The 12,000-nt window shown below is 62.5% G+C and carries 12 protein-coding genes; 7 read left to right on the top strand and 5 right to left on the bottom strand.

What is annotated here, in order from left to right; translation table 11 throughout:
- Window positions 1-385: 385 nt before the first annotated feature.
- On the top strand, window positions 386-952 hold the full coding sequence (locus D9V29_RS12160; protein ID WP_220699955.1) for an NADPH-dependent FMN reductase: 567 nt from the start codon (window positions 386-388) through the stop codon (window positions 950-952).
- 28 nt (window positions 953-980) lie between these two features.
- Here the strand turns inward: D9V29_RS12160 and D9V29_RS12155 are convergent, their stop codons facing one another.
- Window positions 981-2,189 (bottom strand): MFS transporter, encoded by a 1,209-nt coding sequence (locus D9V29_RS12155; protein ID WP_121673600.1) that lies wholly within the window; start codon window positions 2,187-2,189, stop codon window positions 981-983.
- Window positions 2,190-2,568: 379 nt separating this feature from the next.
- Between D9V29_RS12155 and nrdH the strand changes: the two genes are divergently transcribed.
- The 5 genes from nrdH to D9V29_RS12130 all read left to right on the top strand — a co-directional run bounded on the left by nrdH (window position 2,569) and on the right by D9V29_RS12130 (window position 7,516).
- A complete protein-coding gene (gene nrdH, locus D9V29_RS12150; protein WP_121673599.1) occupies window positions 2,569-2,802 on the top strand; it encodes a glutaredoxin-like protein NrdH in 234 nt (77 codons plus the stop codon).
- 108 nt (window positions 2,803-2,910) lie between these two features.
- Complete coding sequence (gene nrdI, locus D9V29_RS12145; protein WP_121673598.1) at window positions 2,911-3,312, top strand: class Ib ribonucleoside-diphosphate reductase assembly flavoprotein NrdI; 402 nt, start codon at window positions 2,911-2,913, stop codon at window positions 3,310-3,312.
- A 14-nt stretch (window positions 3,313-3,326) separates the two neighbouring features.
- Window positions 3,327-5,444: a class 1b ribonucleoside-diphosphate reductase subunit alpha gene (gene nrdE / locus D9V29_RS12140; protein WP_121673603.1), complete on the top strand. Its 2,118-nt coding sequence runs from the start codon at window positions 3,327-3,329 to the stop codon at window positions 5,442-5,444.
- Between the two features lie 30 nt (window positions 5,445-5,474).
- Window positions 5,475-6,449, top strand: a complete 975-nt coding sequence (gene nrdF / locus D9V29_RS12135; protein WP_121673597.1) for a class 1b ribonucleoside-diphosphate reductase subunit beta — start codon at window positions 5,475-5,477, stop codon at window positions 6,447-6,449.
- 80 nt (window positions 6,450-6,529) lie between these two features.
- Window positions 6,530-7,516, top strand: a complete 987-nt coding sequence (locus D9V29_RS12130) for an arsenic resistance protein (RefSeq protein WP_220699954.1) — start codon at window positions 6,530-6,532, stop codon at window positions 7,514-7,516.
- Here the strand turns inward: D9V29_RS12130 and D9V29_RS12125 are convergent.
- Window positions 7,470-8,183: a cation efflux transmembrane domain-containing protein gene (locus tag D9V29_RS12125; RefSeq protein WP_121673596.1), complete on the bottom strand. Its 714-nt coding sequence runs from the start codon at window positions 8,181-8,183 to the stop codon at window positions 7,470-7,472. The genes D9V29_RS12130 and D9V29_RS12125 overlap by 47 nt on opposite strands.
- Window positions 8,184-8,299: 116 nt before the next feature.
- Here D9V29_RS12125 and D9V29_RS12120 point away from each other — a divergent pair, with 116 nt between their 5' ends.
- Complete coding sequence (locus D9V29_RS12120) at window positions 8,300-9,778, top strand: HNH endonuclease signature motif containing protein (RefSeq protein ID WP_183085007.1); 1,479 nt, start codon at window positions 8,300-8,302, stop codon at window positions 9,776-9,778.
- Window positions 9,779-9,804: 26 nt separating this feature from the next.
- On the opposite strand, the gene dhaK is transcribed toward D9V29_RS12120, so the two are convergent.
- The 3 genes from dhaK to D9V29_RS12105 form a co-directional block, all read right to left on the bottom strand.
- Window positions 9,805-10,800 (bottom strand): dihydroxyacetone kinase subunit DhaK, encoded by a 996-nt coding sequence (gene dhaK / locus D9V29_RS12115; protein ID WP_121673594.1) that lies wholly within the window; start codon window positions 10,798-10,800, stop codon window positions 9,805-9,807.
- 50 nt (window positions 10,801-10,850) lie between these two features.
- Window positions 10,851-11,489 carry a dihydroxyacetone kinase subunit DhaL gene (dhaL, locus tag D9V29_RS12110; RefSeq protein ID WP_121673593.1) on the bottom strand — a complete coding sequence of 213 codons (639 nt, stop codon included), beginning with the start codon at window positions 11,487-11,489 and terminating at the stop codon, window positions 10,851-10,853.
- The coding region (locus D9V29_RS12105) for an HAD-IA family hydrolase (protein ID WP_121673592.1) at window positions 11,489-12,000 on the bottom strand (512 nt) is incomplete at its 5' end. The genes dhaL and D9V29_RS12105, both read right to left, overlap by 1 nt.

Genomic DNA, 12,000 nt, shown 5'->3' with positions numbered 1-12,000 from the left:
CAACTCCCACTCTGCAACCGGAGGTCCTCACCTCATTCGCAGCAACTACAGCGAGTCGTCACACCGATTCAACCAACGTCCCTGGGCAGTACATCTAGAAGGAGGATCTCGCCCGGCCGAGAGGCCGGAGCTTTCGGTACGGTCACGATTTACCGGGGCGAAATGTGACGATTTGTCACGGACCCCCTCCCTTGGGGGACTTGCACGGTCCCCCAAGTGGAGGATCCTAGAGATCACGCATCACGGGTTGCCCCGCCCGAAATGCCGCGTCACCATCCCGAAAATTCCCGCGAGGACTGCTGCCCCCAGTATTCGCCTTTGCTGGAGAAATTCATCTATGTTCACAAGCACAACTGATCGGGGACCCGAAACCCCCATCAGGCTCATGGTAATTATCGGCAGCGTCCGTCCAGGACGTGTCGGACTGTCCGTCGCCCTGTGGGTACACGAACACGTCACAGCCCGCGGTGGATTCGACATCGATTTTGTCGACCTCGCCGAACTCAACCTTCCTCCCGTCGATGAACACCGACTGCCTCGGACCGGGCAATACGGTCGCAAGCACACCGCAGCGTGGAGCGAGCGCGTGCAGAACGCGGATGCCTTCCTCTTCGTCTCTCCGGAAATCAACTCGAGTTTCTCACCGTGCCTCAAGAACGCTCTGGACTTCCTGTTCTCCGAGTGGAGCCGCAAGCCTGTCGGCCTCGTGAGCTACGGCGGAAAGGGAGGCGGTGCTTTCGGCGTTGCCGCCCTGCGCCCTGTGCTGTCGGACCTCGGGCTCGTCACCGCGAGCTCGCATCTCAATATCTCCCGTGTGTCCGAACAGGTCGATGACGGGTTCTTCCTTCCGAGCGATGACCAGATCGCACGACTCGACGGACTGCTCGACGAGCTTCGTGCGCTCGCGCCGGCTCTGCGCTCGGTGCGGGAGTCGACCCTCGTCGCCAGTTAGGCCGCGATCGAACGATCCAGGTTCTCCGTCAGCCGCGGGGGACCTGGATCGGTTCCGTATCGGGGATCGGGCTGGCATCGCGCCCCCGCAGATCCGGATGCCAGCGCTTGCCGAGGAGCGGTACGAGGAAGCCGACGAACGCCAGTCCGGCAGCAGCCCAGAATGCTCCCACCGCGCCGCTCTGGTCGATGAGCAGGCCCGCCACCGCCGACCCCAGGGCTGCGCCGATGAGCTGGCCGGTTCCGACCCAGCCGTACGCCTCAGCCGTGTCGCTGAACTTGACGCTTGCCGACACCATGGCGAACAGCACCGTGAGGGCCGGAGCGATGCCGATGCCGGCCACGAACAGCGTGATCGACAGCATGACGGCGCTGGAGAAGAACATCGAGATCGTGATCCCGGCGAAGACGATGAACATCCGCCTGGCGAGTGCCCATGGGCCGATGGGAATGTGGCCGAGAGCGAGTCCTCCGGCGAGGCTGCCCAGCGAGAAGATGCCGAGAACGATTCCCGCGTCGAGTCCGTCGTGGCCGAAGGTCGCGACGACGCCCGCTTCCAGCGCGGCGCATGCTCCGATGAGGAGGAAGCCGACGACCGTTGCGAGGAGGACGGGCGGGCGCTTGAGGACCACGCCGAGCTTACGTTTGCTGCGGGGAATCCGGACGCGACTGACCTCGGGAGAAGCAATGAACCAGGCTCCGCCGAAGACCATGATGATGACGGCAGTGAGAATGCCCCAGTCGGTGCCAACCTGTGTCGAAATGAAGGTGGTGATCACCGGCCCGAGAACCCAGATGATCTCCTGTGCCGAGGCGTCGAGGGAGAAGAGCGGGGTGAGCTGCTTCGAGTTCACCATTTTCGGATAGATCGTGCGCACCGCAGGCTGGACCGGAGGGGTCGCAAGCCCGGCGACGAGAGCGAATGCCATGTAAACGGGAACCGTCATGGGCACGAGGGCAACCGTGGTGACCGTCACCGCGCAAACCGCGAGAGTGAGCAGGAGAACCGGGCGCATGCCCCACACGCCCATCCACCGGCTGGTGAGTGGCCCTGCTGCGGCCTGGCCCACACTCGCCGCAGCGAGGACGAGCCCGGCGGCCCCGTATGAACCGGTCTCCTGCTCGACGTGCAGGAGGAACGCAAGCGACAGCATCCCGAACGGGAACCGTGCGACGAGTTGAGCGGCGATGATTCGAGCGACGCCTGACGTTTTCAACAGGCTCGAGTATCCGCTCATGATTCACAATTCTACGGATGCGCCGGGGCGGGAACGAACGCGGACCGATCGGCGCGCGACACGCCGGGTCCGAGCCGGGCTCGTCAAAATTAAATGTCGGAGGGGCGGCGTACCGTTTCATCTGTGGAGAAACCGGCCGTGAGGGCCGTCGACCTGTGTCAATCCGCTGATCTGGTCGTCCGAGTTGCTGTGGATAAAGAGGTGGAGAAACAGTGGAAAACGGAACAAAACGGTGGAATCGGTTGTTGATAACTACAGGCGTGTAACTACTACTGGTTGGGGTTCTCCCCAAGGCGACCAACTATATGTAGTATTGGACCACCGGCAAGCCAGTGCCGCTCAACAACTTGTGGAAATACAGAAGAAGGGCCCCAGTTCGATGACAATCACGGTCTACACCAAGCCTTCGTGCGTTCAGTGCACCGCGACCTATCGTGCGCTCGACAACAAGGGAATCGAGTACGAGATTCTCGACCTCTCAGCTGACGAAAACGCTCTCGAAGCGGTCAAGGCACTCGGTTACCTTCAGGCGCCCGTGGTCATCACCGACGAGGACCACTGGTCCGGATTCCGCCCGGACAAGATCAACGAGTTGGCCAGCCGTCTCGCTTAGGGATCTCGACTCGGTTGCTGAGCTTGTCGAAGTGCGATCACCGTTGAACCGAGGTTGGTTGGGTTTCGACAAGCTCAACCACCGTTGAACTGAAGTTGGGGTGGACCCATGACGAAGCTGGTGTACTTTTCCAGCGTTTCGGGGAACACCCGTCGCTTCATCGACAAACTCGATGTACCGGCATCACGGATCCCTCTGCACGCGAAGGATCCTGCTCTGTCGGTCAACGAGCCTTATGTGCTCGTCACTCCTACCTATGGCGGGGGAGACGGCAAGGGGGCAGTGCCCAAGCAGGTCATCCGGTTCCTCAACGATGAGGGCAACCGGAAGCTTCTGCGAGGTGTGATCGCTGCCGGGAACACCAACTTCGGATCGGCATATGGGCTGGCCGGAGACATCATCTCTGCGAAGTGCCAGGTGCCGAACCTGTATCGCTTTGAAGTATTCGGAACACCGGACGACGTTCGAGTCGTCCACGAGGGATTGGAATCATTTTGGCTGGAACAGTAGTGACCGAGGTGCCGATGGACACCGGTATGGACTACCACTCGCTTAACGCGATGCTCAACCTGTACGGCCCGAACGGTGAAATCCAGTTCGAGAAGGACCAGGAGGCGGCGCGGGAATTCTTCCTGCAGCACGTCAACCAGAACACCGTCTTCTTCCACTCGCTGCGCGAGCGCCTCGACTATCTGGTTGAGAAGGAGTACTACGAGAAGGCTGTTCTCGACGCGTACTCGTTCGAGTTCATCACGAAGCTCAACGACCTCGCCTACTCGAAGAAGTTCCGGTTCCAGACCTTCCTCGGCGCGTTCAAGTACTACACGTCCTACACACTCAAGACGTTCGACGGCAAGCGTTACCTGGAGCGTTTCGAAGACCGCGTCGTGATGACTGCCCTCGGCCTCGCCCAGGGCGACGAAAAACTCGCAGTTGCGCTCGTCGAGGAGATCATCGCCGGCCGTTTCCAGCCCGCGACTCCGACCTTCCTCAACTCGGGCAAGGCACAGCGAGGCGAACTCGTGTCGTGTTTCCTGCTCCGCATCGAAGACAACATGGAGTCCATCTCACGCGGCATCAACTCGTCTCTGCAGCTGTCGAAGCGCGGCGGCGGCGTCGCCCTCCTGCTCTCGAACATCCGTGAGGCCGGCGCACCGATCAAGCAGATCGAGAACCAGTCCAGCGGAATCATCCCCGTGATGAAGCTCCTCGAAGACTCCTTCAGCTACGCCAACCAGCTCGGTGCCCGCCAGGGCGCAGGGGCCGTCTACCTGCAGGCGCACCACCCAGACATCATGCGGTTCCTCGACACGAAGCGTGAAAACGCCGACGAGAAGATCCGGATCAAGACGCTGTCGCTCGGTGTCGTCGTTCCCGACATCACCTTCGAACTCGCCAAAAAGGGCGAGGACATGTACCTCTTCTCGCCGTACGACGTCGAAAAGGTCTATGGCGTTCCGTTCGGCGACATCTCTGTCACCGAGAAGTACCACGAGATGGTCAACGACGCCCGGATCAAGAAGACCAAGATCAAGGCCCGCGACTTCTTCCAGACGCTCGCCGAGATCCAGTTCGAGTCCGGTTACCCGTACATCATGTTCGAGGACACCGTGAACAAGGCGAACCCGATCGAGGGTCGTATCAACATGTCGAACCTCTGCTCGGAGATTCTCCAGGTCAACACACCGACCACCTACAACGCGGACCTCTCCTACGACGTCATCGGCAAGGACATCTCCTGCAACCTCGGCTCGATGAACATCGCGCTGTCGATGGACTCGCCCGACTTCGGTCGCACCGTCGAGACCGCCATCCGCGGCCTCAGCTCGGTGTCTGACCAGAGCCACATCGAATCCGTCCGGTCGATCGAAGACGGCAACGACAAGTCGCACGCCATCGGCCTCGGCCAGATGAATCTCCACGGATACCTCGCTCGCGAGCGGGTCTACTATGGCTCCGAAGAGGGCATCGACTTCACGAACATCTACTTCTACACCGTGTTGTTCCACGCTCTCCGCGCCTCCAACCGGATCGCGATCGAGCGCGGCATCGCCTTCGATGGTTTCGAGCGGTCGACCTACGCATCCGGCACGTTCTTCGACAAGTACACCGACCAGGTGTGGGAGCCGGCAACGGCTCGCGTCGCCGAGCTGTTCGAGAAGTCGGCCGTCTCGATCCCGACGCAGGCCGACTGGGCCGCGCTGAAGGCATCCGTCATGGAGCACGGAATCTACAACCAGAACCTCCAGGCTGTTCCTCCGACCGGCTCGATCTCGTACATCAACAACTCGACGTCGTCGATCCACCCGATCGCGTCGAAGATCGAGATCCGCAAGGAAGGCAAGCTCGGTCGCGTCTACTACCCGGCACCGTTCATGACGAACGACAACCTGGACTACTACCAGGACGCGTACGAAATCGGCGCTGAGAAGATCATCGACACCTACGCCGCTGCGACGCAGCACGTCGACCAGGGGCTCTCGCTGACGCTGTTCTTCAAGGACACCGCGACAACACGTGACATCAACAAGGCGCAGATCTACGCATGGCGCAAGGGCATCAAGACGATCTACTACATCCGCCTGCGCCAGCTCGCGCTCGAGGGTACCGAGGTTGACGGTTGCGTCAGCTGCATGCTCTGATCTCGACCTTTTCGACACCTAAGGAACACAATGATTGAGAAGCTCAAGCTGGTCGACCAGGTCCAGGCGATCAACTGGAACAAGATCGAGGACGAGAAGGACGTCGAGGTGTGGAACCGCCTCGTCAATAACTTCTGGTTGCCCGAGAAGGTTCCGCTCTCGAACGACATCCAGTCGTGGAACACGCTGACGCCTGAGGAGCAGCAGCTCACCATGCGGGTGTTCACGGGGCTCACGCTCCTCGACACCCTGCAGGGCACTGTGGGTGCCGTATCGCTGATTCCGGATGCCATCACCCCGCACGAAGAAGCGGTGTACACGAACATCGCCTTCATGGAGTCCGTGCACGCGAAGAGCTACTCCTCGATCTTCTCGACCCTGTGCTCCACGAAGGAGATCGACGAGGCGTTCCGCTGGTCGATCGAGAACGAGAACCTTCAGAAGAAGGCCGCGATCGTCATGGGCTACTACACCGGTGACGACCCGATGAAGCGCAAGATCGCGTCGACTCTGCTCGAATCGTTCCTGTTCTACTCCGGGTTCTACCTGCCGATGTACTGGTCGAGCCGGGCGAAGCTCACCAACACCGCCGACATGATCCGCCTCATCATCCGTGACGAGGCTGTTCATGGTTACTACATCGGATACAAGTTCCAGAAGGGCCTCGAGAACGAGACCGAGGAGCGCCGACAGGAGCTCAAGGACTACACGTTCAATCTGCTTTTCGAGCTCTACGACAACGAGGTGCAGTACACGCAGGACCTCTACGACACGGTCGGTCTGACCGAGGACGTCAAGAAGTTCCTGCACTACAACGCCAACAAGGCCCTCATGAACCTCGGCTACGAGCCGATGTTCCCGAAGACGGTCACCGATGTGAACCCGGCGATCCTGTCGGCCCTCTCACCGAACGCCGACGAGAACCACGACTTCTTCTCCGGGTCGGGTTCGTCGTACGTCATCGGGAAGGCTGTTGTCACCGAAGACGAGGACTGGGACTTCTAACCATGAGTTCTCGAGAAAGCGGTCGCCCGATGGGCGGCCGCTTTTTCGTTCGCCCGTCTCCTCGCCCCGACCCTGTGACAATGGGACTCGTGAGAGCGCGCGCTGAATCGTTGGAACGGCACCAGGTGCCGCTCTATGTGGCTGCCCTCCTGGGCGGGGCCGCGATCGGCCTGTTGATACCCGCGGTCGCGCGCCCCGCTGAGCTCGCCATCACCCCGGTTCTCGGGTTGCTGCTCTACGCGACATTCCTCGGGGTGCCGTTCGCAGACATCCGTCATGCATTCCGGGACCGCCGATTCCTCGCCACCGTTCTCGCGGTGAACTTCGCCATCGCGCCCGCCGTCGTGTTCGTGTTGTCCCGATTCATCGCACACGATGAGGCGTTGCTCATCGGAGTGCTCTTCGTCCTGCTCACCCCGTGCATCGATTATGTGATCGTGTTCGCGGGGATCGCCGGCGGCGCGAGGGAGCGGCTGGTCGCGGCGACGCCGCTCCTCATGCTCGGGCAGCTGCTCCTTCTGCCGGTGTACCTGTGGCTGATGGTCGGACCCGCTTTCGCCGAAACGGTGGACCCGGGCCCATTCGTCGAGGCGTTCCTGCTCCTGATCGCACTGCCGCTGGCCGCGGCCGCACTCACGCAGCTTGCTGCGCGCACCCGGATCGCGCTCGCGGTTCGCGAGGTGGTGATGAGTGCCATGGTGCCGCTCATGATGCTCACGCTGGCGGTCGTCGTCGCGTCCCAGATCGGGGGAGTGAGTCAGGAACTTCCCCGGCTTCTCGGTGCGGTTCCGATTTTCGTTGCCTTCGCCGCGGTCATGACGCTGGTCGGCATCGGCGCGGGTCGCGTGGCCCGGCTCGATGTCCCGGCTCAGCGCGCCGTGGTGTTCAGCGGTGTCACCCGCAATTCCCTCGTCGTGCTTCCCCTGGTGCTCGCTTTACCGGCCACATACGCCCTGTCGCCGCTTGTCGTTGTCACGCAGACCCTCGTCGAACTGTTGCTCATGGTCGCCTTCGTCCGGGCTATTCCGCACCTCGTTCGGATGCGTCGCGATCCGGTCGTGAGCTGACGTCGACTCCCGCGTCGTCATCGTTGTCACCGTCATCGTCGGCAAACAGCTCGAACGGGGAGTCGACGTCTCCTTGCCATGCTCCGATCCCCTCACGGATCGCGAACGCGGCGATGGCCAACGCTGCGACGGCATCCGCCCAGCTCCAGCCGAGCATGGTGTTGAAGAGCAGACCGAGAAGAACCGAGGCCGAAAGCCAGGCGCAGAGCAGAAGCTGCCTGGCGTCCGCCATCACGCTGGCCGAGCCGAGTTCTTGGCCTGTTCGCCGCTCGAACCACGCAAGGGCGGGCATGATGACGAGGCTGAGCGCCGCAATCGTGATCCCGAGCGGGCTGTCGTCGACCTCGTCGAGGCCCGCGAGTGAGAGGAATGAGTCGACGATGACGTATGCGGCCAGCGCGAAGAAGGCGAGAGCGATGACCCGCACCGTGAGCTTCTCCCACCGCTCCGGATCCTTTCGCGTGAATTGCCACGCGACAGCAGCTGCGGACAGTACCTCGGTGATCGAGTCGAGACCGAACCCGATGAGCGCTGCCGAAGAAGCGAGAGCGCCAGCCGTGATCGCGACGATCGCCTCGATGACGTTGTAGCCGATCGTGAACGCAACGATCCATCGCACGCGCCGGGAAAGGACGGCCCGGCGTTCCGGCGTGACGACCGCGTTCATGGGTTAGCCGTGGTCAGCATGTGATGACTTTACAGTCCCCACTGCACGACGTCAGCGGCACGGGGGCTCGCGGCGAAGCGCGGCTCGATGTCGGTGGTCGGGTGTTCACTTGTGGCATGGAAAGCAACGAGGCTCCTGACGAAACCGGCGATGGCGCCGGACCGGAACTGCCCTTGCCTGCGTTGGTCGCCGAGACCTGCAGCGCGATGCTCGACGCCGTTGCCATCATCGACCGAATCGAGGCAAAGCAGGACGCCTGGAAGATCGAGTTCCTCGACCAGGCCCGACGCATCGCGGAGACCACGGAGCACGGGGTCCTCACCGTCGGGTCGAAACTGACCGAGGTGCAGCGGCGAGAGATGGTTCGCCGGTCGTTCGTCGCTGAAGTGGCGGCAGTTCTGCGGATCCCTGAGGTCACCGCCGGCCGACTGATCGACGACAGCGAGATACTGATGCACCGGTTGCCGTCGACGTATGCGGCTCTGAGGGAGGGGGACATCTCCCTGCGTCACGCCCGTACCATCGTCGATCAAATTGCAACCCTTTCCGACAATCACGCTCTCGAACTGGAGGAGGCTGCGCTCGGGTACGCGAAGAAGCTCACGGTGTCGAAGTTCAGTCAGAAGGTCCGCGTGCTGCGTGAGCGGATCGACGCCGACTCGATCACCGAGCGGCGCGTGAAGTCAGCACAGGACCGGAGGGTGGAGTTCGTCCCGGCCCGCGACGGGATGGCGTGGCTGAACCTCTACACTACGGCTCCCGAGGCAGCTTCCCTGTACACAGCCATCCGAGACACAGCCATCACGCTCCAATCAAGAATCCAAACCCGAACGCTCACACAATTGGGCGCCGATGTCTGTGCCGACGCGCTCGCGACGGGATTGGTCAACGGGATGCACGCTTCCGGGCCCGCGAAGTGGAAAGCGCAGGTTACGCCGAGACCCGGATCGGATGCCACGGGGCAGCGCGCGGCGACGGCATCCAGCCGGATTTCCCCTACCGTTCTCGTAACCGTTCCGGCGATGACGCTGCTCGGTAAGAGTGATGAACCAGGGGATCTCGCCGGGTATGGTCCGATCGATCCCGACACGGCTCGAAAGCTCGCCGGATCATCGACGACCTGGTTCCGGCTCCTCACGGATCCCGACACCGGCGCTCCACTCTCCCTCGGTCGAACCAGATATCAGCCGACGAAGAGAATGCGGGCATATCTCGAACTGCGCGACGGCACCTGCCGGTGGCAGGGCTGCAACCGGCAGGCGAAGCACTGTGACATCGACCACACCGTGTCGTGGGATCACGGTGGGCCGACCGAATGCGAGAACCTCAGCCATCTGTGTCCCAAACACCACCGCGTGAAACACGAAACGACGTGGCATCCGCGGCAACTCGGGGGTGGGGTGATCGAGTGGACATCACCCGACGGTCGCACCTACGTCACCGAACCGGAGGTGGCGCTTCCGCCGCCGCCCGAACCGGGATACTCTCCGGAAGCTCCGGAAGCTCCGGAAGCTCCGGAACCGGAACTGGAATCCGGGGAGCCGCCGCCGAGGTTCGAACCACCACCGGTCGACGACGGTTCGCCGCCGTTCTGATCCGGACTGTTTCCGTACTGGTCTGATCAGAAGATCCTCATGCCAATCTCCGCCGGTGCCGCGAGGAGACCCTCGATCTCGTCGTCAAGCCGTACGAGAGTGACCGAGAAGCCGGCCATGTCGAGCGACGTGCAGTATTCGCCGACATAGCTCCGCGCAACGGTGATGCCTCGCTCCGCCAGTTGCTTGTGGGCGTGACCGTACGCGAGGTAGAGCTCGCTGATCGGGGTGCCACCCAGGCCGTTGATCATCAGGGCGACCCGGTCACCGCTCTCGAACGGCAGATCGTTCACCACCGGTTCGAGAAGGGTGTCGACCAGTTCGTTGCCGGGCATGATCTTCGCGCGCCGGCGTCCTGGCTCGCCGTGGATGCCGACGCCGATCTCGATCTCGTCGTCACCCAATTCGAAGAGGGGGGAGCCCTTGGCCGGCGGGGTGCACGCTGTCAACGCGAGACCCATCGTGCGAGTGACGGAATTCACCTTCTCACCGATGCGCACAACCTCATCGAGATCGGCACCTGCCTCGGATGCCGCGCCGACGGCCTTGATCACGAAGAAATTGCCGGCAACACCTCGCCTGCCGACGGTCCACGTCGAATCCTGAACAGCGACGTCATCGTCGATGAACAGGGTCTTCACCGTGACGCCGTCAGCCAGGCTCATTTCCTGCGCCATATCGAATGCCATCCGGTCACCGGTGTAGTTATTCACCAGCAGGAGAACGCCCTTCGACGAGTTCACGAGCTTCGTCGTCTCGTAGACGTAGTCCATCGGGGGAGCCGCGAAGACATCACCGGGACAGGCAGCGTCCAGCATGCCTTTGCCGACCGCCATGACGTGGGCAGGTTCGTGACCGGAACCGGATCCCTGAACGATCGAGACCTTGTCGTCTCGCGGAGCATCCGTTCTCATGATGAGGTTGTATTCGGGCACGTAACGGAGCGTGTCCGGGTTGGCGAGGGCGAGCCCTTCGAGCATCTCGGGAACGAAGCGCTGTGGGTCGTTGACGATCTTCTTCATCTGTTCTTCTCCAGTACTGTTCGGGTGCTGCACACACTGTCGGGATCAGCTCACGCTGTCCTGTTCCCCCACCGCGAGGCGAGGGCCTCGAGAATCACGGCCACCGCGACGGCTCCGGCATCGGGTGAGCCGATGCTGCGCTCGCCGGTGTAGGCGGCGCGTCCACGCCTGGCGACCATCGGCGTTGTGGCATCTGCTGCCCGGCGCGCGGTGGCTGCGGCCGCCGACACGATGCGTTCCGAAGAATCGCCGGCGGCGATGCTCTCCTCGATGGTGTCCGCCACAGGGGAGAGCGCGTCGAGCAGGGTCTTTTCGCCGAGTTCGGCGCCGCCCCGCGCCATGATGCCCGCGATGGCTGCACGGAGCATGGGAACGACGTCGTCTCCGCTGACCTCGCTGTGTCCCTTGACCGTCGCCGCAGCGCGAAGAAAGGCGGTTCCCCAGATCGGGCCGGAGGTGCCCCCGATACGCCCCGTGATCGCGATGGCGATCTTCGAGAGAAACGTGCTCACATCGGTGCGATCGTAGGAATCCCAGTCCTTGAGCACGATCTCGAAGCCCCTGGCGAGGGAGTAGCCGAAGTCGCCGTCACCGACCACGGAGTCGAGGTCGCCGAAGTACTTCTCATTGTCCACAGCCGTCTGCGCGATGGTCCGCACGACGAATTCGACGTCGCTGAAGGTCGTCATCAGTTCTCCTCGGTTCTGTTCGCGGCCGCGAGGATCGCGGAAAGGTCGTGAAGCGTAATTTGCCGCCCGGGTTGGATCCCGAGCGGGTCGTCGATCACTGTTGCGGGCTCGTCGTCATCTCCGAGGGAGCTGACGACAAGTGCCGCACCAGAGAAGTCCTCCTCGGTCGTGTAGGCGCTCACCGTGACCACCGTGCTGAGGCCGGCCGCCTCTGCCGCGCGGAACCCGTTGGCGCTGTCCTCGATGACCACCGCCTCCGCCGGATCAGCGCCGAGCTCCCGCAGCGCAAGCAGGTAGATGTCCGGGGCCGGTTTCTTGCGCGGAACAATGTCACCGGCAAATACAGAGAAGCCCGCGGCCGCCTCCCGCCCGACAGCGTGTTCGAGGACGGCACGAACGGATGCCTCTGCGGACGTCGACGCGACGGCGAGACCCCAGCCGGCGGATGCTGCTTCCCCGACAATGCGGGCGATCCCCGGTCGGGCCGGAAGAGCCCCGGATGCCACGAGTT

This window comes from Mycetocola manganoxydans (assembly GCF_003667545.1).
GTDB lineage: Bacteria > Actinomycetota > Actinomycetes > Actinomycetales > Microbacteriaceae > Mycetocola_A > Mycetocola_A manganoxydans.
The sequence above is the reverse complement of the archived record's forward strand: the minus strand, read 5'-3'. Positions and strand labels throughout refer to the sequence as shown.

What these genes read in the sequence shown, in the direction of transcription:
- D9V29_RS12160 (WP_220699955.1), top strand. Translation starts at nt 386, where the DNA reads ATGGTAATTATCGGCAGCGTCCGTCCAGGACGTGTCGGACTGTCCGTC.
- D9V29_RS12155 (WP_121673600.1), bottom strand. Translation starts at nt 2,189, where the DNA reads ATGAGCGGATACTCGAGCCTGTTGAAAACGTCAGGCGTCGCTCGAATC.
- nrdH (WP_121673599.1), top strand. Translation starts at nt 2,569, where the DNA reads ATGACAATCACGGTCTACACCAAGCCTTCGTGCGTTCAGTGCACCGCG.
- nrdI (WP_121673598.1), top strand. Translation starts at nt 2,911, where the DNA reads ATGACGAAGCTGGTGTACTTTTCCAGCGTTTCGGGGAACACCCGTCGC.
- nrdE (WP_121673603.1), top strand. Translation starts at nt 3,327, where the DNA reads ATGGACACCGGTATGGACTACCACTCGCTTAACGCGATGCTCAACCTG.
- nrdF (WP_121673597.1), top strand. Translation starts at nt 5,475, where the DNA reads ATGATTGAGAAGCTCAAGCTGGTCGACCAGGTCCAGGCGATCAACTGG.
- D9V29_RS12130 (WP_220699954.1), top strand. Translation starts at nt 6,530, where the DNA reads ATGGGACTCGTGAGAGCGCGCGCTGAATCGTTGGAACGGCACCAGGTG.
- D9V29_RS12125 (WP_121673596.1), bottom strand. Translation starts at nt 8,183, where the DNA reads ATGAACGCGGTCGTCACGCCGGAACGCCGGGCCGTCCTTTCCCGGCGC.
- D9V29_RS12120 (WP_183085007.1), top strand. Translation starts at nt 8,300, where the DNA reads ATGGAAAGCAACGAGGCTCCTGACGAAACCGGCGATGGCGCCGGACCG.
- dhaK (WP_121673594.1), bottom strand. Translation starts at nt 10,800, where the DNA reads ATGAAGAAGATCGTCAACGACCCACAGCGCTTCGTTCCCGAGATGCTC.
- dhaL (WP_121673593.1), bottom strand. Translation starts at nt 11,489, where the DNA reads ATGACGACCTTCAGCGACGTCGAATTCGTCGTGCGGACCATCGCGCAG.